Source organism: Microcoleus sp. LAD1_D3, from assembly GCF_036702135.1.
Lineage (GTDB): Bacteria > Cyanobacteriota > Cyanobacteriia > Cyanobacteriales > Microcoleaceae > Microcoleus.
Genome location: NZ_JAUBSB010000008.1, coordinates 150,419 through 173,741 on the forward strand (window position 1 = coordinate 150,419; position 23,323 = coordinate 173,741).

The following is a 23,323-nucleotide window of genomic DNA, read 5'->3' on the forward strand; positions in this document are numbered from 1 at the left end:
GGCGATCGAATGTTTGCCTGCGTGGTGAATTTCTCTTGAGAGGCTCAGGCTAAGTGCATCTGCAACACCGCACGGGGAGCTCGGCGTACATTACAGCGGATAGTTTCTAAACCGAGACGCTGGCAAGCTTCGTAGCGGTGGCAACCGGAAAATCCGTAATACTGACCATCTACTTCTAGCACATCGATGGGTTCGTTTAAACCTACCTCGCGGATGGATTCCATGAGGGCGGCGACTTTGCTTTGGTCGTTGACTCGCGGCAGGGGGCGGCGAATCTGGTTGAGAGGAATTTCTTCTATCCTCATGGGGGCTCTCTTTTTTGCTTCTTGTTAAATCATACTCGTAATGACTTCGACTTGGCAAGAAAAATGTCAGGAAATTTTGAGATTGGGAGAATGGGGGCGTGCGATCGCCCGTTTGCTGTAGTGTCGGGGGATGGAGGGCGATCGGCTTTGGGTGGGAAAATCAGCATTAAAAATGCCTTCCCATCACCTGGGTAGCTCAATTCATTGTCCGTGTCTTGACGTTTGAATGCCCTAAAGTTATAACTTTATTAGGCAAAGCCTAGGGGTAGTCGTTACGACTGCCGCATCATAACCGCTGAAAAATAACCGCTGAAAAGGCGGTTTTAGCGTTTTTTTAGACAGCGGATTTCATTGCCATGTAATGGTATGCCTTGAGGAATCTTTCAGCATTTTTTGAAGTCCACTAGAAGACTATTAATGATAGCTTCGTAGCTCCAACCATACCATTTAATTAATGAAAATTATAAAGCAAATTGCACAGAATTTAAAGCAAGCCATCTCAGACAGAGATCAAAAGCTAGCTTTAGACTTGTTTCGAGCGGGATTACAACAAAGTGAGGCGGATTTTGTAGATCAACTACGAAAATGTGGTGTACTTCGATGCTCAAACTATGATTTCCAATCTCAGATACTTAATTCTTTGATAAATGAAACTGGGAAAATAAACATCAGCCAGGATAGCCAAGTTTACTTTGAATCTATAAAATCGCTTCTTTCTATCTCAAGAAATATTCAAACCTTATTTAAGGTTTTACTTAAAGAGGTTGATTATCTTGAGATAAAAAGTTACCTAGTTGCAGTTGATTCATTGTTCTGGCCACTTTATGATCTTCAAGCAGTTGATTCATTGTTCTGGCCACTTGATGGTCTTCAACAAGACCACGTTAATCGCTACTCTGTATGTAAGGAAGAGCTAGCTTCAGCCTTTTCTTTATATCTTTATCATAGCCATGACAAAAAGGTTATAGATAAATCAAATATTAATAAAGTCAATGAAAAACGCTTAAACGATGAATATTACGTTACCAAATTAGAGGATTTTAACAAATTAATTTTTTTTAAAGAGTCTGAAGTGCTTGTAGATAGTTTTGGTTATACAGTTACACAAATTGATGCAAAAATTATTATAAAAGCACCTGACCCAAAGTTTGGGATGAGCCTTTGTCTCGGCTACATAAGACAATCAATGCAAGAGATTGCTAACTCGTTTGAGTCTTTGTCAGAATTATCAGAAATAACAGAAAAATACCCCTCTATATCGGAATTTTCAAAGACGTATTATCAAAATTTTAAAGACTCTACATTTGAGATTATAGACAGTCCTTTAAAACGAATTGTCATGAAATTTCACCCTCAAGCTTTAAGTAAGTTTTTGGACACTAACAGTCTTTTTTTGGAAGAGGAGATGATTCTCAAACAACTTGAAAATAATTTATTTATTGACTTAAAAAAAGTAAATAAAATCCCAGTTTCCCAAAGCTTATCATTATTCGACATCATTAAAGTACAACGGTTATTTGCATTTATGTTATTGGTTCTTACGGAGTATATAGACTCTAAAAATCTCTTTAAGTCTAAGTTATTTTGGCGATCTATGCCTGTTTTACAAGCCAATCAACTCAAAGATTTATTGGCAGGTTTTTTGGGAAAACAAAAGGCAAAAGAAATTTTGGAGTTATTTACTTGGAGATTAGAAAGCAAGAAGATATTTGATTTACAAACGTACCCATTTATTAATATTGAAGATTGGATACTTTTACCTCTGGGAATTTTAACTAACTCGGATCTGTGTAGAAACGTTCTTCAATCCACTAATTTTAGATTTGATTCAGAATCAGTTGAAGATCCAATTGTTCTGGAGATGGAGAGATGCTTAAAGCCAGTATCATCAATATTTGAAACCAACTTAAAATATTCTTTTAAAGGCGTTAAAGGCGAGGTAGATGTCTTAGCTGTTGTAGATAACTGCCTATTTGTATTTGAATGCAAAAACTCCTTGCATCCTTGTAATCTATTTGAATTGAGAACCACTTATGATTACATTCAGAAAGCCGCAGATCAATTGACTCACTTCCAAGATTTATGGCAGCAAGAACCTTTCAGAACCTATTTAGCAACGAAGATTAAAACACAGCCTCATTTGCCATCCCAATTATGTTCATGTATTGTCACGGGAAATCGAATGTTTTCAGGTTTACGTGAAAAAGGGCATAGCGTCAGACCAATCCAGGAGCTTTGTAACATCATTTGTAACGGAGAAATTCTACTTAATTCATATAATATTTCTAACAAAGATGCAGGTAAGAAGAGCATTATCAAAATTAAACTATGGAAGGAAAACGAATTAAAGGCAGAAGATTTATTGGGTTATATTCAAGAAGATTCTCTTCATAAGTGCTATTTCAATTCTCTGAGCAGAAGTGAGCAAAGAATTAAACTGAAGAACAAATCTCTAGTTCAAGAGTCGTATGCTTTTAGTCATGAGAGGTTTCTTGAGCAGTTAGTAGATAACTTTAGATTTACAGAGAATCTGTAGGGCTTTCATAGGTATCCTCAGAGTATTACACCAAGCTGTTTTTAGCTTATTTTGATCTCTAACCTCGCCCTAACTAGATCCTGAACACTAACATTTTCTATTGAGTTATGCAAAATTTGGTGATTAGCCATAATTTCTTTCGTCTAACTCTGGAATTCCGACAATAAGCAGCGATCGCCCTAAAACAAGCTCGATCGCCCATTAACAAAAAATCGCAGCATCTGCTACAGAACCATCTCAAGTCAATCCCGCAATAATGACACTCCTACCCAAAATAGCGGTGTTAAAAAAGAACGACAACACAGTGAAAAAGCACGATATACCTCGTCGAACGAGGAGTGATCTGCACATCTGCAACGCCGGAAAGTCATGCGAATTTCAAAGGAGAAATATAAAAAATCTTTGTAGTGAGGTTCGTCGTCGCCCGGAAAATCCCAACCCCGCGGCTGGAAGTAGCTGCCGTGCAGTTTGCTCCGCTTTCGGTAGTAGCTGCAGGCATACTGCATGGTGAAGATAGTAGACTTATTGCATAAATCTTTGATCGATCGGGAAACCGCAGATGCAACGCGGACAATTTCAAGATAGGAGAGCGAATGCTTGCAATTGGAGTCTAGTGTGTACCTGCATCCAAGACCCAACATAGGTTAGCCACAGTAAGGGTTAGAAAATCCCAACTACTGCTATCTTCGCAGGCAATCCCAAAAAGTAACTATGAATTGGCAACACGCAGCACAGGCAGGATTTTTCATGCCTTTCGATAGATCGATCGACATCAACGTTCTAGGTACAGTGGGAGAAAAGATAAATTGCGGTTTGACATTATGGCATCCTCCCAACCCCTCAAAGGCATTGAATTGATCGACTGCGCCAAAGCCAACGCCCAACAAGGAATCGCCACAGCCGCGAAGCTTTGCGGCTACGGAGGCGACCTCAACACCTTCGAGCGGGAACTGAAACAGGCTTGCCAAGACATCGGCGTCGAAGTCAAGGAGTTAAGCGACTTGATTACGGCTCAGCAGATGATGAAACAAGGAATGGGCATTGAAATCGCTCCAGATACTCCCTCAGAACTCTAGGCTCAATCTCCACCGCACCAGTTTTAGGGCTAAGATTGCCCCGACACGAGTATTTTGAGTCTGCTAGCTGAGGCAGGCTAGAATGTTTTGCATGGGAGCTTCCGACTTTAGTCAGGAGTCGCGCTTTCTCCCGCGAAGAGGGTGCTTTCTGGAGGGTGCTGAGATTGTTAGGAGGACTGTCGTGTCAGATCAGCAAGACCGAATAATGCGTTTGTTTATAGAGGAGGCTAAGGAGCACCTCGATACTCTAGAAAATGGTTTAGTGGATTTAAAGTCCACGATGAAAGACCCCGAAAGCGTCCAAGAGATGTTTCGAGCCGCCCATTCCGTGAAAGGAGGGGCGGCTATGCTCGGCTTAGATAGTATTAAAACAACCGCTCACCGCTTGGAAGATTGTTTTAAGGTGCTCAAGGACGGGCCCGTCAAGCAGGTTGACCAAACGGCAGAATCCCTATTTTTAAAGGGAGTTGATACGCTTAAGGACTTGCTGGGGCGACTGGAGGGGCCTTTCGGCTTGAGGAATGAAGAGGGAGAAAAACTCGTGCAGCAGGTGATGCCTGTTTTTGCTCAACTGGAAACTCACCTCAATAAATTGGCGTCGGGCAAAGTGCAGGCTGCTGGGTCTGGTACCCCCGCCGCTCCAACAGCGGGCGCTGTGCCGGCGAATTTTGCTGTTGAAGTGATGACTTTACTCAAAGAAATGTTGCAGGTGTTCAAGCAGAAAGAATCGGCTGCTAGTCGCTCTGAGTTGACGGCTGTGTGCGTTCGCCTCTATAAGTTGGGAGGTAAAATTGAGACTTGGCAAAATTTAGTAAAAACAGCTAGAGCAGCGATCGTTAATCCCAAAAACTCTTATAAAGTCTTAGCTCCGCTGATTATCAAAGAACTCAAGGAAGCTGGCGATTTAGTACAAGTGGGGAAAGTCAAGACGATCGCTCCGAGTAAAAATTTGCTACTTTTGGCAGCAAGCCCAAAACCAGCAGCAGCCCCAGCAGCAGCCCCAGCCGCCCCAGCAGCCCCAGCACCCGCGTCGTCGAAGCAAGTCGCACTTCCGGGCGAACCGAAGGCGGTAGTCAAGCTTTTGCTCAAAACTTTCAACAAAAAGCAACTCTCCGAAATCGCCAAGTTACTGGTTCAAGCCATCAAATCCTCGAACTAGCACTTGTTGCAGTAGAAGATAGAGTCAAAGCAATATTTTTGAAGCGGATAATTTTCTGGGGGTGCTGGCAGCCGCTCGTTGAGCAGCAACTCGAAAAAATTCACTCATTCGAGATTTTTGCGCTCTACCTTCTACTGTTGGGCAACCCTGCGTTAGAATGAGTGGATATGTAGGCGTGCAATATTGTACCAGAATTAAAAATCGAGCAGGCTTTATAAGGCGGTAGCTGTGAAACCAATTCGTTCATTAGAAGATGCTTTAAACCGCTGTCAGGCGATGGGAATGCGCTTGAGCCGCCAGCGTCGATTTATTCTAGAACTTTTGTGGGAGGCAAAAGAACACCTCTCGGCTCGCGAAATTTATGATCGCCTCAACCAACAAGCGCATTCGATCGGTCATACTTCGGTTTATCAAAATCTAGAAGCTTTGTCGAGAGAAGGGATTATTGAGTGCATAGAACGCTCAGAGGGACGCTTGTACGGCAATGTCAGCGACTCTCACTCTCACGTCAACTGTCTTGATACGGCTCAGATTCTCGACGTTCATGTGGAATTGCCGATCGACTTGATCGAGCAAATTCAACAGCAAACTGGTGTCAGAATTGTAGACTACCGGATAGATTTCTACGGATATCGATCTGCCGAGTCCGCCACGGAAGCATCGAGTGTCAGCGATACGCCCAAGGCTTCGTAACCGATAAAGCAGCGGCTATTGGAACCAAAGCCGTTATTTTTGCTCGGCCAGTGGGTCGAATAAAATGATTTAAGTATTTAGCAGCGCTCGATCAGGTTTTTGACCGTCGCCCGCCGGAATTGGGCACAGTAAAAAAAAATGAAAACTGAACAATGAAACTCGATGGCAAGTTTGGCGATCGGGAATAAAATTTACGATTAAACCGAAAAAATCAATCCTACCCCTACAGGTAAAAGTGTAGACCAAATCTGGCTTTAATACCCCCTTTATTTTTTAATCGGCTTGGAGTCGAGGAAAGTTTGTGTAGGATTGGTTTCAACCGCTGAGTCTGATAAGGGAATTTCTGACCCGGATTTAATATGAGAGCTTAGTTGAATCCCTCCCACAATTCATGTGCAGAGTCAATTCTAAAATCTAAAATCTAAAATTGATAGACTGACGGGGCGTTATACTGTTTTTTCTGCTAAACGGCCCCGGTATCTGTCAATAACTGTGTGATAACTGGTATGATTTACGTGCTTCGAGAGCCTAAAATACTCGGAAGCAACCAGTGGGGCTGGACACGAACCTCACTATAAAACGCCGTAGAGGGAAAGATGGCGAGTACCTTGAAGGAAGTTCTCGATCTCCTTAACCGGAGTCAGAAGCCGACATCACAATCTATGATTTGATGTGGGAGTGTCACGTGAAGAGTGCGCATTACAGGACAGGCTGAAGTAATGGCGAGACGACAATCTGACCAATTCCACACACCACCGCAATACAACCCATCCCTCAAACCGACGGCACAGTTCAGTGCAGAGGCGACAGGCGATGCGAGTTCCTTAGTAACGGCCGGGCCGACCGAGGGGAAAAGAACTTTTTGGCAGTGGCAGCTTATCTGGCTGAGTCTCCTGGTGGGATTTGGAGTAACCGGTGCCGCTGCATTTCTGTGGTTACTGACGATGCCGCCGCCGCCCAATTGCCAGCAACTGTCGCCTCTGGCGGCGGATGGAGAGCGACTTTACTGCGCTCAACAAGCTGCTAAGTCGGGCAAGCTAGAACAGCTAGAATCGGCAATGGCACTGGTGCAGGCTTGGCCGAAAGAACATCCGCTATACTCGCAGGGTCAACATTTGATAGGGGAATGGTCGAAAGCCATTCTGGGATTTGCCAGGGAAAAAATTGAGAGGGGCGATTTGAAGGGTGCTCTGGAGATTGTGGCGAAAATTCCGAAAACCAGTCCGTCTTACCCAGAGGTACAGGAGGCTGTTACTGCTTGGGAAAAAAATTGGCAGGAGGGCCAAAAACTCTACGATACAGCCCTAGCAGCTTTGAAAAGTGAGGATTTAAGGAAGGCTTGGGATTATGCTCAAGCTCTGTTCAAGCTGGAAAATGTTTTCTGGAGTCAGAAACGGTACAACGAGCTGATCCAGCAGATTTCTTTGGAAAGAAACGGCTGGCAGCGCTTGCAAGAGGCTAGAGATTTGGCGCAGGACGGAACTCCGCAAAAGTTCGCTGAGGCGATAGTCCTGGCTCGTAAAATAGACTCGCAGCTTTTTGCCCGCGCTAAAGCGGAAAAGGAAATTGAGGGCTGGAGTCGGACTTTGCTGGCAATGGCTACTAAGCGGTTGGGGGCGAAAGACCTGCCGGGGGCGATCGAGGCTGCTTCTGTGGTGCCGCAGGATTCGCCGCTGTTTGCGGAAGCTCAAGATTTGATGCAGTTGGGTAGGGCTCAGGCAGTGACGTGGAACCAGTCGATATCCACACCGCTGCCGCAACACATTTTTAGCTTGCTGGAAGGGCAGGGGGCTGCTAGCCAAATTGCTCCGGGTCGCCCTCTTTACAAGCAAGCTCAAGTTCAAATTGAAAATTTGCAGGTGCAGTTTCAAGATTTGCTGCGACTGCAAGTGGCGAGTACGATCGCTAGTGTCGGTCAGATAGGGACGTTTGGACTCGCGATCGAGCAAGCGCAAACCATCGGAATTAAGCAGCCACGGCGGGTTCACGCTCAAACTTTAGTGGCTGCTTGGCGTCGGGAAATTCAGCGGATCGAAGACCAATCTTTTCTGACTCTGGCGAAGCAGTTGGCCCAAGCGCAAACGGTTGAAGGACTCAAGGGCGGCATGGCTCAGCTACTCCTGATCGCTCAAAACCGCCCCCGCAGGATAGAGGCGCAAACTCTCTTGGCTCAGTGGACGAAACGCATAGAAGTTATTCAAGATCAGCCTTTTTTGGATGAAGCTATCGCCCTGGCGAAGCAAGGAAAACTTAGTGCTGCTATTGAAAAAGCTTCGGCAATTAAGAGCGGTAGGACTTTGTACGCGAAAGCTCAGGATAATGTCTATCAGTGGGTGAGCGAACTGCAAGTTGCTCAAGATCGACCGATTCTCGATCGAGCTGCGGAATTGGCATCTCAAGGCAGTCTAGGAGCGGCGATCGATACGGCTTCCCAAATCGGTTACGGTAGGGCGCTGTATTCAGAGGCTGCAGGTGCGATCGGGCGCTGGAGTGCTGAACTCAGAGCCAACAGTGCGCCGCCGCCGGAACCCGCTCGCGAGTACGCGCCGGAACCCGCTCGCGAGTACGCGCCAGCTCCGCGACAGGAGGAGTACGCGCCAGCTCCGCGACAGGAGGAGTACGCGCCAGCTCCGCGACAGGAGGAGTACGCGCCAGAGCCAGAGCCTTACTATCCGCCTGCTAGACAAGAGGCCCCGGCTCCCGAACCTTACTATCCGCCTGCTAGAGAGCCGGAACCTTACTATCCGCCTGCTAGAGAGCCGGAACCGGAACCTTACAATCCGCCCGCGAGGGAGCCGGAACCTTACTATCCGCCCGCGAGAGAAGAGGCCCCGGCTCCGGCTCCGGAACCTGCTCCTCCGGCTCCGGCTCCGGAACCGGCGCCGCCCTCGATTCCTGAATCGGCTGGGCCTCCTGATGCTAATTTGCTCCCGGAGTAATTGGGTTTTCGCGCGCTCGGTCTCTAAAATCTCAAATCTAAAATCAAGTGAGTAATTTCCAAGTGCTGACGATCGAGGGCGACCCCATTTTCCGCCTGGGGCTGCGAGTTGCTTGCGAGCAGTATCCAGACTTGCAAGTTGTTGCAGAGGTTTCAACCGCAACCGAGGCTTTGCGGGTTCTAGAAGCTCGCTCGATCGACTCTGGAGCAGCCAAGAAGCCCGCTGATTTGGTAATTTTGGCTGTTGAGACCCTAAATTTGCGATCGGGTCAAACAGAGGCGCTGGCATTTTGTCGCAAACTCAAAAGTTTGTATCCCAACCTGCCCCTGTTGCTGCTAGGCGGGCCGCTGACAGCGGAGCTGTTGGCGGAGTCACAGGCGACGGGCGCGAATGGCTATTGTCCTAAAGGTAGAGATATTTCTCTGACAATCGAAGCTATTCGCGCTGTGGCCTCTGGTCTCACTTATTGGGCGACGGATACGGGAGCTAACTCGGAAATAGAACTAAATGCAGCGGTGGTTCAAACAGTAGAAAACTACGCAGCAATTGCAGATAAAAATGCAGATAATTCGACAGTTGATACGCCAGTACACAAAAAAATGCTGGCTTATTTTTGTCGTTCTGGATTACGGGAAATAGATGCAACTTTGGCGGTAGTCCAAGCTGATTTGCAAGAGATCAGAGCCGCAGAGCCTACAGATTTGCCCTCTATTTTAGATGGGGTGGTACTCAGCGGGCGCCGCAGAGAATTGCTGGCAGCTCGTTGGATTGTCAGTCAGTTATTATTTGAAGGAAAAGGGGAGAAGGCAGAAGGCAGAAGGCAGAAGGCAGAAGGCATAAAGCAGAGGATAGAAGGCGAGAATTTGTTAAATAATTCTCAATCGCAATTAGCAAATTCCCAAGTTTTGGCTGAATCTTTGGCCGTGGCAACTAATTGGCAAAATAGCTTGTTTGACTCGGTGGTGGCTAAATTGCAGTTTGATTTGGTGAATTTGACTGGGTTGCCTTTGGAAATCGATATTTTGCGATCGCCCAAAAAGCTTGAATTGATGAGTTCCATCCTGCGGAAGTTCAAGGATTTGCTGGAGGAATTGCGCTTTTCGCAAGTGCAGGAAACTCAATTGTCGCAAAAAATGCCTGCTATTTTACGGGATTTGTGGCAGGCGACAATCATAGATTTTTTTGGCAGATACTATACACTGCAAACGGAAGAAAAGCCGAGTTTTGATGGCAGTCAAACAAGCTTGAAACTGGGAGAAAGTCAAGGGGGGAGCCCTGCTTATCTCTTGGCAGGCAGTGGCGTAGAAGTTGTGCCGATGCTGCTGGCCGATGCTGATGTAGTTGCAGCAGAAATCCTTGACAAAATACCGATGACAGTTGAGTTTTTTGCACATTTGCTATTTGAAATTCCTCTAACAGTTGACAATATTTCTTGTGTTGCTGGCAGCCCGGAAGCAATGCAGCGATCTGAAGCTTTGTTGGAAAATTTGGCAATTCAAGTTGCTAGCGGAGTGGTACAGCCTCTACTAAATAATTTGGCAAATATTGAAGAAATCAAGCAAATTTTTTACGATGGTAAGTTGATTTCGACGCGAGAAATTGAGAGATTTCGCAATGATTTGTCGTGGAGATATAGCTGGGATAGATATTTTGTGGAGCCGAAAGCTATTTTTGAAAGCAGGTTTTGGCTGTTTGTTTTGGGTGATTCTGGAATTAAGAAAATTTCTATTTATGCTCCGAGAAATCTGGAGTTAGCACAGCTTTCGGGGTGGCAGTTAGCCTTGACTTTGGTTCTGGAAACCAGGGATGCGATCGCACCTAGAGTTCGCGCGGTTATTTCGCTATTGGGTGCTGCTGTTGTTTACGTTTTGACTCAGGTAATAGGGCGGGGAATTGGTTTGATCGGGCGGGGAGTTATCCAGGGGATTGGTAATTCTTTGCAAGATAGCAAGTTTGGGAAAAATGGGTAATTAGTTACAGCATATTCTAGGTATAATACTAAATCCTGGTTATTTACCCCAAGGATTAACGTATGCTGAGGAAATCCACAATCATTCAAAACTGACAATGAAATTATGTTAAGGTGTAAAGGCGTGAGGGTATCACTCCAGAATTTGATGAGCATGGTAACTTGCCACCAAGGGTGCATTGGGCAGAATGGGAAGAGTTCAAAGAGCGATTTGGAACAACACCGCGTCGCATTCACATGATAGATGGATTGCAAATGGCAATGGAGCAACTAAAAGCTGCCGGATGCAGGACAATTTACATCAATGGTAGCTTTGTTACTAGCAAAGTAGCTCCTCAAAACTTTGATGCTTGTTGGGATAGAGAGGAGGTAGATAGGAATTATCTGAAAACTCAGGCTCCTCGACTGAGAAATTATGCAAACCGAGCTGCTCAAAAAGCTTTTTCTCGCGGTGAAATATTTCCATCCGACCAACCAGTCGGTAGTTACGATCTAATTTCCTATGAACTATTTCAGCGGGACAGAGAGCGAAATCCAAAAGGAATTATTGCTATAGATTTAGTCAGGTGGTCGCCATGATTAGAAATGAAAATCAATATGAATACACGCAAGAGTTACTGAAAAGATGTGAATATACGCTAGCCCAATATGACGCACAAGATGAAGAGGTAAAAAAGAACGATCCTTGGTGGTCAGTGATGCGTGAATCGATCCAAAGTCACCTGGATGCTTTCTATCCAGAAATAGCTGAGTATGAAAGATTGGTAGGGTCCGATCGCAGCCAAAACCTCAAAATTGAAGTAGAATCGATTTTAGAGCTGCCAAGAGTCTTAATTAAAGCTCGAATTGCTGCCAAAATCAGTCAAAAGGAACTTGCAGATAGGTTGGGGCTTGAAGAAAACCGAATTAAACAATATGAAGAGTCAGATTATCAATGTGCTAGCTGGGTGGAAATTATCGATATTACTGAATCCTTAGCAGTTGAACTAAAAACAGCTAGTTTTGTGGTGGATTTTCAGGAAATAGAAATTAGGAAAAAAACTCTAGCGGAGTTTGTGGAGCGACAACGAAAGAAGTTAGAAATTAAGGCTCATCAAGTCGAGAAATAGTCATTAGTTATTAGCGATGGCGAGCGCTAATTTATTCCTGGAAGCCTTAAAAACCTATATTATGTCATTCTGAATGAAGCGAAGAATCTCAAAAATTTGCAACACCATCGAAAGTGCGATCGCCTTTATTAGATTCTTCCTTTAATCACAACTTGTCCCAGGTCTGGCAATCTAGACACAGGAGAATAATCAAATTTCCAAACATCAAGCTCAAAAAGTTGACTATGCTCATCTAAATTCAATTCCAGAGATACAGGAACTCCATCCTCATCTAAAAATTCAGCTTCAGCGGCTGTTCTGCCAAGCCTTCTGCCTGAATCAGCAGCGCAGGATTTGAAGCGGAGGCTACCCATCTCACCATCGTCCATGTCCTCAACAAGCGCCGTGTTTAGTGTTGGTACTCTTACTTCAGCAAGTTTATAGTTGGTCATAAGTATAGCTTTAATCAATGCTGATTCACCGGATTTTAGTAGGCGCATTTTTATTATTGTGGTGGTGTAAGACGACCTTTGAGAGAACCCTTATTATCATAGGTAAAAGCTAAAAAAATTGCTTTTATTGCATTTGCCTTATTCCTTATTCATTCTGCTATACAATGTTAATGGCTGATGGTACGATCGCTAAATGCTATCCAGTTGACAATCAAGCAATTGGGTCTCTTGCCCCCGCATCCATCGGTGGAAGCAATCTAAAATATAAAATCAGTTGACATTTTATGAGTATTATGATATCGATCAATGCCGATCGCATAAACAGTTTAGATTTGTCTCCGGTGCGGACTGTGATTGAAAAGTGGCTGGCCGAAGGAGCGATCGCCCAAAACGAACAACAGCTACAATTTGAAATTGAGTATCCGCGCGAAGAGTTAGATCCGCGAGAAATTTCAGAAATTCCCGAAGTGCGGCTGTGGTTTATTCGCTTGGATGCTTGTTATCCTTGGCTGCCATTTTTGCTGGATTGGAAAGCGGGAGAATTGGCACGCTATGCGGCGATGTTGGTACCGCACCAGTTCCACCGCACCCAAGGTATTCAGTACAATCCTGAAGCTTTGGAAATGTTTTTGATGAACAAAATTTTTGTGTTGACTGATTGGTTGAATCAGCAGGGAATTCCCAGTAAATCGAAGTTGATGGCGATGTCGCAGATGTTTGGTTATGATTTGGAAGATGCTTTTTTTGATGTAATTGTGCCGCACCAATAAGCTATCGCACCAATAAGCTGTAAGTAAGCCCACCTAAATTGTATTTTTTGGGCGGGCGGGACGCCCACCCCACAAGAATTCGCTGAAACTTGACTGTTAAATTTAGATGCTTCACACTGTTGTGGGGAGTAGGGGTTGGGCTTCTAGCCCAAAAAGGCGTAAGGTGTGCAGTGCGTACCCCACAAATAGCGTGGTAAGCCCTCTTCACAATTTTCTCAGAATTGAGAGTTACTTTAAATAAACAACGATCGCCCGATTCAATCGATCGAGGAAATTTACCATGAAAACAGATTACCTCATCGTCGGCAGTGGTTTATCAGCACTGGTTTTCGGAGCTTTGATGGCAAACTCCGGCAAAACCGTACACATCCTCGAAGCTCACGAGCACCCCGGAGGCTTTGGTCACACCTTTACGATGGCCAAAAAATACACCTTTAATGCCCAATTCCACTACGTTTGGGACTGTGGCGAAGGACATACAGTCAATCGAGTTCTCAAAAAACTCGGTCTCGATCAAGATGTCACCTTTGAACGCTACGATCCGAATGGCTACGACCACATGAGGATGCCTGGGTATGCACTGGATATTCCCTCGGAACCAGAGGAACTGATCCGCAGATTGTCGGCGCTGTTTCCCGAAGCGGGCGAGAGAATTCGCCAATTCGTCAACGAAGTCGAGAAAACCGGCGAAGGACTCAGAAAACTCGCTCCTCCCGTCAAATCAATTGAATTGCTCAAAAATTTCGGTGACGTATTCTGTGCCGTCCAACATCTCAATAGTACACTTCAGGACGTTTTCGACAAGTTCCAACTCCCGCAAGCCGCCCAAACCCTATTAGCCCTGCAATGGCCGGACTTTTTGCTGCCTCCAAATCAGCTTTCTTTCTATGCTTGGATTGCCTTGTTTAGAGGCTATCAAGAAGGTGCATTTTACCCGACGCAGCATTTTGAATATGTCATCAATTCTTTAGTTAAAGTCATTGAATCCAACGGGGGGAAAGTTCTATTAAACCATGAAGTCACTAATTTTAGGGTGACAAACAGAACAGTAACTGGAGTTGAAGCGATGGATTTGACCAGCCATCAAACCCATGAATTCACGGGCGACACGGTGATTTGCAACCTTGACCCGAAAAGAGCGGCCAAGATGATTGGAGAGGAACTGTTCTCTAAAAAAGTGCGGCGGAAACTCAACTATGAGTATTCTGCCTCTAACTACATGGTGTACTGTGTTGTCAAAGATATCGATCTCCGAGACTATGGATTTGGCAAGTGGAATACGTTTCATTCCGAACATTTGGATCTGAATGAAGCCTTTGCTCAAATGTACGATCGAAATGATTTTTCTCGTCCGAGTTTTGCAATTACAACGCCAACTTTACTGACGGAAGCGCGGCGGGATTGTCCAGAAGATTGTCAAATAGTCGAATTTCTGACTGTGGCTAATTACAGCTATTTTAAACAGCTTTGGGAGACAGATCGCAAAGCTTACAGACAGAAGAAGCAAGAGATTCTGGACTCGATTTTAGATGTGGTTGAAACACACTATGTTCCGAATTTCCGCAAACACATGGTGTTTCATATTACCGGAAGTCCGACGACTAACGAGCGCTTCTGTTGGTGTCCTAACGGTAATTCCTACGGTTCCAGCCTGACGCCGCGCAACATGGGAGTCGATCGACTAAATCACGAAACATCCCTCAACAATTTCTATTTCTGCAACGCCTCTTCGGGCTATCCAGGCTTTGCGCCGACATTTTGGACGGGGGCGCTGCTTTATCAACGTTTATCCGGCGATGCGATTTTAGGCTAAGGAAAATTGGCAATTGGTTATTTTCCTGTTTCTCTCGTTTCTTGGCAGAGCCAAGGAAGGAATTTCACTCTTGCTCTGCCTCCTCTTAAAAATCTCTCGTTTCTGCTCTAGTTATCTCGTTTATCTCGTTCCTTGGCTCTGCCAAGAAATGAATTTCTGGAGGCTGTGCCTCCTCTTAAAAATGACGAGGCACAGCCAGACTCAAATGCGTTTCCAGGTAGAACCTGGGAACGAGAATTTCTTCTTCTTCCATCTTCCATCTTCCATCTTCCCGACATCCGTTACATCCGTTACATCCCGTACATTGCTCGTTGCCGAACTTCCTTCTTCCTGACATCCGTTAAATCCGTTACAGAATCCGTTGCCGAACTTCCTTCTATCAATCTAGGAGTGAACTATGAGAATTGCAATCGTTGGGGGCGGAGCGAGCGGTATGGCAGCAGCCTACTGGCTCGATAAACAGGGACATCACGTCACCGTATTGGAAAAGCAGCCGATTTTAGGCGGACACATTCGGACGCTGAATAAAAATGTTGTACCCAATCAATCTGACTGCAATGAAATATTAGAAAATGGGGTACTGGAATTTCCGACTGTGTTTTACAATTTCGTGGCTTTCATGCAGGAACTCGGCGTTGAATTAGAACCCGTGCAGATTGGTTCAGCGCTGTTTCTTAAAGATGGCACCCACTTTTTGTCTGCGGTATCTATCCGAAAGAATTTCACCGGAATCCAACGCATGATCGAGTATTTGCGACTTGATAGTCTCTACGCTCGTTCGGCTGGATTTATTTTAAAAATGCGGTTTGCTAAACAGCACGATTTCTACGATGTGCCACTTTCTGAGTCTTTGAAAAGCTCGTGCGTCCGCAATTATTGGCTGAAGTTGCTGACGATGTACAGCTACTCGATACCGTTTGAATTGCTCGACAATTTTCCGGCCGAATTAGCGATGCCTGTTTTGCGCGAATATGCCTCGGTCAACTGGGTGAGGATTAAAGGTGGGGTGTATTCTTACATTGAAAAGATTTTGGAGCGATTTACGGGCGATATACGGCTAAAGGTGGAGATTTCCAATATTTTTAGAAGTGCGGATGCTGTAAAAATTGTGCTTTCTGATGGGGAAATCCAGGAATTTGATAAGGTGGTTTTTGCGATGCCACCAGATCAAGTTATGAGGCTATTGTCTGATCCGACGGAGGCGGAAACGAAGCGGTTTTCGGCGTGGAAAGCCAATTATGGCACCACTGTACTGCATTCGGATACATCGATGTACGATCGCTACGGTATCCGTAAGTTATCAGAATTTGATTTTTTCGAGACGGAGAAGGGATGGGGATATAATGCTAGCTTGAATCAGCTTTGCGGCATCTCATCGGCGCGAGAGTACAGTTTAGCTTTTCAACTGCAGGAGTCGATCGACAAAAAGCAAATTATTCACATTCAGAAACATCACACGCCACTGTACACTGTCGAGTGTTTTCGATATCGAGATGAAGTTATCGAGACTAATGGGGAGAACAACACTTATCATGCGGGAGCTTATTTGGGGAATGGTTTGCACGAAGGAGCTATTACCTCTGCTTTGGGAGTCGCGAAATTAATCGGGTGAGCTCAATTGTGATGCTACAAACTCTCGCAAATATCGGTAAATTTTTTGCCGGTGCAGCACTCTGACAAAAGTAATGATGTCTGCATCCAAAGTTAAACCAATGCCAGAGTCGTCCACTCGAATGCGAAATTAATTTTTGGCGTTGCCTAAGCTGCTACACCACGTGCTGCAGTTAAGTAGACATCATTGCTCAAAGATGGGGGAATGGTTGATCCGGCTAACTGAGTACCCTCAAAGTTGGCTCCCGTGAATGTTGCCCCGCTCAAGTCGGCTTCGCTCAAGTCTGCATAGCACAGCCTAGCCCAATCGAGGTTTGCCTGCACCAAAGAAACTCCCACCAGATTTGCCCTGGTTAAATCTGCTCCCATCAACTTGACGCCCCGCAACTGAGCCCCGCTGAGATTGGCAGCTAACAAGTTTGAGCCTTCCAGGTTTACCCCGTTTAGTTTGGCTTCGCTCAGGTTGACGCCATTGAGATCCGTCCTGCTCAGGTCGATGCCATTGATGTAAGCTTTCCTGAGATAGATGCCTGTTAGTTGAGCGCCAAAAAGCTTTGCACCGCTGAGTTTGGCCCCTCCGCAATTTGCCCAGTTGAGGTTGGCTCCGGTGAGGTTGGCACCGCGCAGGTTGATGAATTGCAGGTCGGCTGTACACAAATTGGCGTTCCAGAGGATGGCGCTCCGCAGGTTGCTACCGATGAGTTGGGCGCCACTCAACTTTGCCCTGGGCAGTTTTGCTTTGACGAGGAAAGCTCCGCTGAGATTGGCTTTGGTAAGCTCTGCGTCCGCTAGTCTGGCTTGGCCCATTTTGGCAAAACTCAGATTTGCCCTGTAAAGGTTTGCGTCGTTAAGTTCTGCTTTGGTCAGATGCGCCCGACTCAGGTTAGCTCCCGCCAGGTTAGCCCTCGAAAGGTTTACGCCAACCAACATAGCTCCGCTGAGGTTAGCTCCGCTGAGGTTTGCGTCAGCAAAGTCTCTGTTTCCATTTTCGTACTCTTTGAGCAGCTCGGTTACTTCCATACGGGTCACATTCCTAATAGCAGAAATTTATCTAGAAATAAACACTCTTTATAAGTATTTTATCTCAAAGGGAGCGGTCTGGATCGCACTTTTAAGAAAGCTGATAATTAACTTTATATTTATACATATATAGCAATCCTTGCAGGAGTCGTAAATTTTTACCTCACCCCAACCCTCCCCGAACCCGCTCGATCGGGAGTAAGAAATTCACAAATGATGCGAGGATTGCTATACTTTATGCTTTTTCCAGAGTCCCGACCTTTTTGGGGTCATAGTCTGAAACCCTTGATTTATGGTGGGTCTCTAGTGTGCTTGGGCAAGCGTGGCGATCGTACTGAGATCCGTGAAACCGTTATTCTTAGTAGGTAAGCCATCAAACACTGTCCAAAGTGTTAATCAATAGTTAAAATCAATATTCTTGTTGTCCACTGTGACTAACAGCTTTTTTAAACGGAGACTGCAATGCAAATTTTGTTGGTTGTGTTTGCGTCAGGTGTCGCGAAGGCTGGCCGGGTCATAGCTCCATATTTTATCTACTGTCATTTTTCATGAAAATTAGATGGGGAACAACAGCTTAATCAGCGAGAATTTTTCTCGGTTGTCTCGTAGTAGTTAGACGATCGCGCTTTTCAATATTTCCTTGAGTCGATCGGGGTTAAAAGTAATTTCAGACATTGTACTTCTGAGGGATTTATCGATATGCCTAACGGTAGAGGGTATTCCTTCAAAACCTAGCGGATAATATACTGCAGATTGTAAAAAACTAACAGCGAGTAATATCTGTATAGGATCACCCCCTCTACTGGCAGTTAGGCAAATGTGTCAATCTATGTTATGCTGAGTCAAAAGTGAGGAAGAATCATGTCAAAAGAAAGAAAAAGTAATAAAGAAGTCAAAAAGCCAAAGAAACAACCTGATGGTGTTGCTAAGCCGAAGGATGATAAAAAAAATTATGGTAGCACGGACGGCCGCAAGTAAAGATAGCTGCCACTCTTGGGATTGCGATTAATTTGGTTCAATTGTCAATACTATCGATTTTTAACAGATTTAAATATCCTATTTTGGGATTATCAGAAAACAGGTTTATTATATATAGGGAATATGCAGTGCTAAACCCCAAGTATAATGAAATCTGTTTTTAGCCATGAATATGAAACATTCTGTCGCCGATCGAATTTAAGACCATTTATTTAGACTTGGTTGAAAAAAAATATAGTTCGATCGCCCAAATGTATCACAGCGATATCTCAGTCACCGCAATATTACCCTCAAAACACACGTCAACATCAGTCCCCGCCGCCCGATCGCGCGATCCATATTCTCCCGCATAATAAAAGTATTCTCCCTCCATCCGGTAAACCACTGGCAGCGGCTGCGTCGAAGGCTGGCAAAACACAATTTCCGGTTCCGCACTTCCCGGCGCTAAATGCGGCAAATTCACATTCCAGAAACACCCAGACTTTGGTTCCCGGTTCAGCAAATCCGCCAACACCCGCGATGTCCAGCGAGTAGCGACATCCCAGTCAATTTCGAGCGGTCTTTTAATCCGGTGGGAAATTGCGATGCCCGGAATACCGTGCATGGCTGCTTCCCGCACCGCCGCAACCGTACCCGAAATATACACGTCAACCCCCAAATTGCCACCCGCGTTAATACCCGAAAGCACCAAATCCGGCTTCGCACAAACGTGATGAAGAGCAATACGCACGCAATCGGCCGGTGTTCCCCCTACAGCATACTCAAATTCCGATCGCCGATCGACATGAATCGGACTGTGAGCCGTCACTTGATGCCCGCAGCCCGACAATTGTCCCTGCGGAGCCACCATAATTGTTTTGCCGCTGACAGCCTGCAAAAGTGCCTGAATCCCCGGAGCGTCTATGCCGTCGTCGTTGGTTAAAATTATCATTGAAAATTTGTCGGTTAGTAACGTTATTGTGTCACTGGCGGGCGAGTCGATGCAATCTCAAATTGTAGGGTGGCGCGGGGATTGTGTCGATTTTAGATTTTAGATTTTAGATTTTAGATTTACTTCACAGATGAATCTCGGAGATTGAACAACAGCCTAAAATTTTTGGTCCTCCACGCCGTACTTTAGTGGCTCAAACCCGGTATCTGCGCCCAGGAAGAGTTACTAATTCTATATTTACTTACTGTGCAACTATATTTTACTTTCGCGTATATCTGGCGATCGACAAACCGATTCCTTATTTTATGTATAAATAAACACTAATTGCTTAGTAATATTACGCAATTACCCGTGGTGACAGCCGATGATACCGAAAGTTGCAATAACGGATAGTTAGCGGTGGAATCCCTCATCAACCGTCATCCTAGCGTTTGCGATACAACCGAGTTTACGAAAGGTTTAAGAATCAACCTCGAAGAATATTGTTTTGGTAAAGGTATCAAAAATGTATAGACAAAGACCTTTACATGATAGATGATGTAAACAGGTACTGAGAGAAATCAATAAAGTCAATCCCCCCAACGATATAAAAAAGGTATTACTCTTATGAAAACCAACTTCGCCCAACCACTAACTGCCTGTATAGCTACCGCTGGTTTAGCAATTGCTTCTTCATTACTAACTGCAACACAAGCCCAAGCATTCAGTTTATCCGTGGCTCCTGAGTACGGTACTACCAACGGCATTGGCACCGGCGCTACTGCAACATTGGACTTCAACGTTGTCCAAAGTGGAGCCGATTTGCTCCTGAATTTGGGCATCAAGAATACCACTGGCACTCAGGCTACAGCCGGTGGTGCAACAGACTCTTCTCTCGTTGGCGTGGCATTTGACGTATTGAGCGGCGTTACTGCATCAGTTAAATCGACCGCAGGCAGCACTTTTACAGCGTTTTGGCAAAACGTTGATATTAACGGTTTGCACAACGGTTTCGACTATGGCATTAGCACTCCGCGCAATAGCTTTAATGGTGGAAACGCTAATGGAGGCTTATATAAAAATCAGTCAACTTTGGTTAGCTTTTTGCTAACTGGCAGCAGTCTGAGTGCGGCTCAGGCAGAAAGTGCTTTCTTGACGGGATTCCAGAATGGTACGCTAAAGGCAGGGGTTCGCTTCCAACAGGTAGCTGGGTCTAGTGTTGGTAGCAGTGACAAAGTTATGGCCGGAGTTTCCGCTGATGCTGAGCCAGTGCCGGAACCAACGACTATCGCAGGTATGGTGATGGGGTTGGGAAGTTTAGTAGCAGCACGCCGCAAGCAGGCAAAAAAAGCTCTTGCTTAAATTTTCTTAGGGGTGCGGGCCATCCATCGGCAGAAAAGCTCGTCGCATTTCTAGTGAATTCAGGTTAACTTCTAGTATCAACTCATAAGAGCCAGCGCAGCTATAGTGCTTCTGGCTCTTATTTGTGCTCTACATTTTGTCAACGTGAAAAACAAAAAATTTGCGATGCCCGAATTGCTGCAAAAATAGACCTAAAATCCCAACATCACCAGAAAATATCAACCAACTTGTGGTAAGGTTTTGTGTCGGTTGCTATGTGGCAATCTTCTGCAAGTTCAGTTAAACGCGCTCTCAGCAATGTTTTTGCCAATTTTCCCCCTAGCTCAAACAATCCCCACACCTCCCGCCCAACAACAACTGATCATCGACCCAGAACTCCCCGTACCCGAAAACGAACTGGATTTGCCGCCACAGCCAAGCAGCAGCCTGCTGAAAACCCTGACGGTGCCTCAGCAAGTGCGCGTTTTACCGGGGCAACTCGACAGCATCCCGGTTTTCAACAGCAACAGCCCCGAAGTTGTGCAAACCGAAGGCATTTTGCTCTCCACATTTGGGCCTGAAGGAAAACAAGTACCTTCTGCACACTTAAACTTTCCCTTCAAAGGCCGATTTGACATCTTTGCCCACCACATCGCCAAAGCTAAAAATCGCGCCGAAACTCGCACCTTATTTCAAGGAATAATTGTCCACAATCCTAACTCCGAACCTGTTACTTTAAATGTCTTGCAAGGAGCGACTTATTTAACTCGCCCGGATGCCTTGTTTGTCGATTTGCCGTCGTATTTAGAGAATCGATTCGGCACTGTGTTTGCGGGGCCTGGAAGCCGCATCACGAGCGATGTGCTGCGGGGGTTCAGACAAGGCATTTTGCCCGCTGCGATCGAGATTCCGGCGAATGAGAGCCGAATGCTGATGAATTTGCCGATACCTGTGGGGAATGTCACGCCTTCTTCCAATGGTCGATCGACTTTAATGCGAATGTCGAGCAGCAATGCGGTTTATGTAGCATCATTAGCGATGTTTGCTCCCACAACTCAAGAAGGAGTCGAGCAATATCCCACATTAGAAGAGTGGGAAAATATTTTAAATACCAAAGGTTTAGCGGGGCCCAGAGATTTAGCACCAACTCCGAAAGGCGAAAATCCGGTGCAAAAAATTTATGGCCGCGTGGCGGGAGTAGCGGAAGGTTCCCAGTGGCAAGCTAAAATTACGGACAATTCGAGAACCGATTATTTAACTATTCCCAAGCGCGGCGAGTCATTTTCCTATGCTTTGAGTACAACGGATACGGGTACTTTTGGCACAGGTCAAGTTCAAAGCGCTAAAATGTTAGCTCGCTATCCCGATACTGCTTATTCTGCTCACGGTAATTACGGCATTCAATACAACTTAACTTTTCCGCTTTACAACAAATCTCGTGAATCCCAATCTGTTAGCATTAAAATGCAAACACCGATTAAAGCAAATACAGAATCGGGGGGATTGATGTTTTACGATCCTCCCGAAAATCGGATATTTTTCCGAGGTACGGTGCGGGTGATGTTTAAGGATGATACGGGCAAGACTTTGACGCGCTACATTCACATCGTGCAGCGCAGGGGACAGCAGGGGGAACCTTTGGTGAATGTGAATATGAAGCCGGGGGAACGCCGTTTGGTGCAGGTGGATTTCTTGTATCCGCCGGATGCGACGCCGCCGCAAGTTTTGACTGTGCGATCGAGTAATTAGTTGGCGGTTGGCTGTATATTTACACGGCGCGAAACGTGGCTGAATTTCTCACAACAAAAAGTACGATCGCTACTCGACGGGCTCGCCCTTAACATACAAAGATTCGAGAAACTTAACGGCTTCATCAAGCACAGCTTCCGGTAACTTCTCAACAATAGCGATCGCTTTTTGACGGGTTTCTCGATCGACTGCTTTGGATTCTTGCGAGTCAGTGTCTGCTAAACCGCTATTTTCAAATGGCTTTTGCTTCGATAAAGCTGTTTCTGGAGTGACAAAAATGCCAACATCTGCGGGAAGATTTATAGTTTCATGATTGTAGCATTTAACCACGAGATTTGTAACATTCATCGCTACTCGCTCATTAAATCGGAAAACTTCTGAAAAAGTGCGTGAAGCGCAGCTATCCCGTAGGGAATCGCCGCGAGTAGTCTGAAGTAAATGTTCTCCCACTTGATTGACTTCTGTTGTAAAAATAAATTTGTGTGTATCCGTACCAACTGACACCAAAACCTGGTGAGTATTAGGCTGCCTCGCAGGTTGAATAGACAAAAATTGCACTTTAATCGTATTAATGAGTAATATCAAATCCGTTGGTATCGGAATTATTCATCTCTCTCTTCTCTTCCTCTGTGTCCTCTGCGGTCTCTGCGGTTAAATCATTCCAAAATTAGACATCTCATTAAAAGCTAAGCTGTTGTACCTTTAAATAGGGTATAATAAAAATTAAGTTTAGTCAATTTTTACAAAAATGCCAGCCAAAAACCATCTCAATTCCCAACAAATAGAGAAACTACAGAAAGCCTTAAAAGAGGAAGAAAAGGCAAATGTCAGAGAAAGAATTCTAATTTTATTATTGCTAAATGACGGAAAAACACAATCTAAAATCGCTGAGTTTTTGGGTTGTTCAATAAATA

24 protein-coding genes are annotated in these 23,323 nt (G+C 45.2%); 16 read left to right on the plus strand and 8 right to left on the minus strand.

Annotated features, from left to right (window positions below):
• Positions 1-44 precede the first annotated feature (44 nt).
• A complete protein-coding gene (locus QUA74_RS07315) occupies positions 45-305 on the minus strand; it encodes a sulfiredoxin (protein ID WP_333326537.1) in 261 nt (86 codons plus the stop codon).
• A 63-nt stretch (positions 306-368) separates the two neighbouring features.
• On the opposite strand from QUA74_RS07315, the gene QUA74_RS07320 reads away from it, so the two are divergent.
• Positions 369-500, plus strand: coding sequence for a hypothetical protein (locus tag QUA74_RS07320; protein WP_333326539.1), 132 nt, complete (start codon positions 369-371; stop codon positions 498-500).
• Between the two features lie 259 nt (positions 501-759).
• Positions 760-2,841 carry a hypothetical protein gene (locus QUA74_RS07325; RefSeq protein WP_333326541.1) on the plus strand — a complete coding sequence of 694 codons (2,082 nt, stop codon included), beginning with the start codon at positions 760-762 and terminating at the stop codon, positions 2,839-2,841.
• 242 nt (positions 2,842-3,083) lie between these two features.
• Here QUA74_RS07325 and QUA74_RS29820 read toward each other — a convergent pair whose 3' ends face one another.
• The gene (locus QUA74_RS29820; protein WP_445302128.1) at positions 3,084-3,482 is read right to left on the minus strand and encodes a DUF1345 domain-containing protein; all 399 of its coding nucleotides are present in this window, start codon (positions 3,480-3,482) and stop codon (positions 3,084-3,086) included.
• 70 nt (positions 3,483-3,552) lie between these two features.
• Between QUA74_RS29820 and QUA74_RS07330 the strand changes: the two genes are divergently transcribed.
• The 8 genes from QUA74_RS07330 to QUA74_RS07365 all read left to right on the plus strand — a co-directional run bounded on the left by QUA74_RS07330 (position 3,553) and on the right by QUA74_RS07365 (position 11,786).
• Positions 3,553-3,699 carry a hypothetical protein gene (locus QUA74_RS07330; protein ID WP_333326543.1) on the plus strand — a complete coding sequence of 49 codons (147 nt, stop codon included), beginning with the start codon at positions 3,553-3,555 and terminating at the stop codon, positions 3,697-3,699.
• Positions 3,663-3,917 carry a hypothetical protein gene (locus tag QUA74_RS07335; protein ID WP_333326545.1) on the plus strand — a complete coding sequence of 85 codons (255 nt, stop codon included), beginning with the start codon at positions 3,663-3,665 and terminating at the stop codon, positions 3,915-3,917. The genes QUA74_RS07330 and QUA74_RS07335 overlap by 37 nt, the downstream gene beginning before the upstream one ends.
• Before the next feature lie 82 nt (positions 3,918-3,999).
• Entirely contained in the window at positions 4,000-5,076 is a 1,077-nt protein-coding gene (locus tag QUA74_RS07340; protein ID WP_333326547.1) for an Hpt domain-containing protein, read from the plus strand.
• Between the two features lie 228 nt (positions 5,077-5,304).
• On the plus strand, positions 5,305-5,769 hold the full coding sequence (locus QUA74_RS07345) for a Fur family transcriptional regulator (RefSeq protein WP_333326549.1): 465 nt from the start codon (positions 5,305-5,307) through the stop codon (positions 5,767-5,769).
• A gap of 719 nt (positions 5,770-6,488) precedes the next feature.
• Entirely contained in the window at positions 6,489-8,708 is a 2,220-nt protein-coding gene (locus QUA74_RS07350; RefSeq protein ID WP_333326551.1) for a hypothetical protein, read from the plus strand.
• A gap of 47 nt (positions 8,709-8,755) precedes the next feature.
• The gene (locus tag QUA74_RS07355; RefSeq protein WP_333326553.1) at positions 8,756-10,678 is read left to right on the plus strand and encodes a DUF3685 domain-containing protein; all 1,923 of its coding nucleotides are present in this window, start codon (positions 8,756-8,758) and stop codon (positions 10,676-10,678) included.
• A gap of 131 nt (positions 10,679-10,809) precedes the next feature.
• Positions 10,810-11,256 carry a DUF6932 family protein gene (locus QUA74_RS07360; RefSeq protein ID WP_445251641.1) on the plus strand — a complete coding sequence of 149 codons (447 nt, stop codon included), beginning with the start codon at positions 10,810-10,812 and terminating at the stop codon, positions 11,254-11,256.
• A complete protein-coding gene (locus tag QUA74_RS07365) occupies positions 11,253-11,786 on the plus strand; it encodes a helix-turn-helix transcriptional regulator (protein ID WP_333326557.1) in 534 nt (177 codons plus the stop codon). The genes QUA74_RS07360 and QUA74_RS07365 overlap by 4 nt, the downstream gene beginning before the upstream one ends.
• Positions 11,787-11,914: 128 nt before the next feature.
• Here the strand turns inward: QUA74_RS07365 and QUA74_RS07370 are convergent, their stop codons facing one another.
• Positions 11,915-12,265 (minus strand): DUF6984 family protein, encoded by a 351-nt coding sequence (locus QUA74_RS07370; RefSeq protein WP_333326559.1) that lies wholly within the window; start codon positions 12,263-12,265, stop codon positions 11,915-11,917.
• Positions 12,266-12,501: 236 nt separating this feature from the next.
• Between QUA74_RS07370 and QUA74_RS07375 the strand changes: the two genes are divergently transcribed.
• Together QUA74_RS07375 and QUA74_RS07380 are read left to right on the plus strand one after the other, a co-directional pair.
• Positions 12,502-12,987 carry a CRR6 family NdhI maturation factor gene (locus QUA74_RS07375; RefSeq protein ID WP_333326561.1) on the plus strand — a complete coding sequence of 162 codons (486 nt, stop codon included), beginning with the start codon at positions 12,502-12,504 and terminating at the stop codon, positions 12,985-12,987.
• A 280-nt stretch (positions 12,988-13,267) separates the two neighbouring features.
• A complete protein-coding gene (locus QUA74_RS07380) occupies positions 13,268-14,800 on the plus strand; it encodes an NAD(P)/FAD-dependent oxidoreductase (RefSeq protein WP_333326563.1) in 1,533 nt (510 codons plus the stop codon).
• Between the two features lie 175 nt (positions 14,801-14,975).
• On the opposite strand, the gene QUA74_RS07385 is transcribed toward QUA74_RS07380, so the two are convergent.
• Positions 14,976-15,137: a hypothetical protein gene (locus QUA74_RS07385; protein ID WP_333326565.1), complete on the minus strand. Its 162-nt coding sequence runs from the start codon at positions 15,135-15,137 to the stop codon at positions 14,976-14,978.
• A 60-nt stretch (positions 15,138-15,197) separates the two neighbouring features.
• Here QUA74_RS07385 and QUA74_RS07390 point away from each other — a divergent pair, with 60 nt between their 5' ends.
• Complete coding sequence (locus QUA74_RS07390; protein WP_333326567.1) at positions 15,198-16,412, plus strand: FAD-dependent oxidoreductase; 1,215 nt, start codon at positions 15,198-15,200, stop codon at positions 16,410-16,412.
• Here the strand turns inward: QUA74_RS07390 and QUA74_RS07395 are convergent.
• The 3 genes from QUA74_RS07395 to surE all read right to left on the minus strand — a co-directional run bounded on the left by QUA74_RS07395 (position 16,401) and on the right by surE (position 19,340).
• Complete coding sequence (locus QUA74_RS07395; protein WP_333326569.1) at positions 16,401-16,529, minus strand: hypothetical protein; 129 nt, start codon at positions 16,527-16,529, stop codon at positions 16,401-16,403. The two genes, QUA74_RS07390 and QUA74_RS07395, sit on opposite strands and share 12 nt — an antisense overlap.
• Positions 16,530-16,558: 29 nt before the next feature.
• Positions 16,559-17,431, minus strand: coding sequence for a pentapeptide repeat-containing protein (locus QUA74_RS07400; RefSeq protein ID WP_333326570.1), 873 nt, complete (start codon positions 17,429-17,431; stop codon positions 16,559-16,561).
• Positions 17,432-18,665: 1,234 nt separating this feature from the next.
• The gene (gene surE, locus QUA74_RS07405) at positions 18,666-19,340 is read right to left on the minus strand and encodes a 5'/3'-nucleotidase SurE (RefSeq protein WP_333326572.1); all 675 of its coding nucleotides are present in this window, start codon (positions 19,338-19,340) and stop codon (positions 18,666-18,668) included.
• A gap of 606 nt (positions 19,341-19,946) precedes the next feature.
• On the opposite strand from surE, the gene QUA74_RS07410 reads away from it, so the two are divergent.
• Together QUA74_RS07410 and QUA74_RS07415 are read left to right on the plus strand one after the other, a co-directional pair.
• A complete protein-coding gene (locus QUA74_RS07410) occupies positions 19,947-20,681 on the plus strand; it encodes a PEP-CTERM sorting domain-containing protein (RefSeq protein ID WP_333326574.1) in 735 nt (244 codons plus the stop codon).
• 297 nt (positions 20,682-20,978) lie between these two features.
• On the plus strand, positions 20,979-22,409 hold the full coding sequence (locus QUA74_RS07415; protein ID WP_333326576.1) for a DUF3370 domain-containing protein: 1,431 nt from the start codon (positions 20,979-20,981) through the stop codon (positions 22,407-22,409).
• A gap of 69 nt (positions 22,410-22,478) precedes the next feature.
• Here QUA74_RS07415 and QUA74_RS07420 read toward each other — a convergent pair whose 3' ends face one another.
• Entirely contained in the window at positions 22,479-22,958 is a 480-nt protein-coding gene (locus QUA74_RS07420; protein WP_333326578.1) for a hypothetical protein, read from the minus strand.
• A 199-nt stretch (positions 22,959-23,157) separates the two neighbouring features.
• On the opposite strand from QUA74_RS07420, the gene QUA74_RS07425 reads away from it, so the two are divergent.
• Positions 23,158-23,323 (plus strand): helix-turn-helix domain-containing protein (locus QUA74_RS07425; protein ID WP_333326592.1); only part of this gene is annotated, 166 nt, incomplete at its 3' end.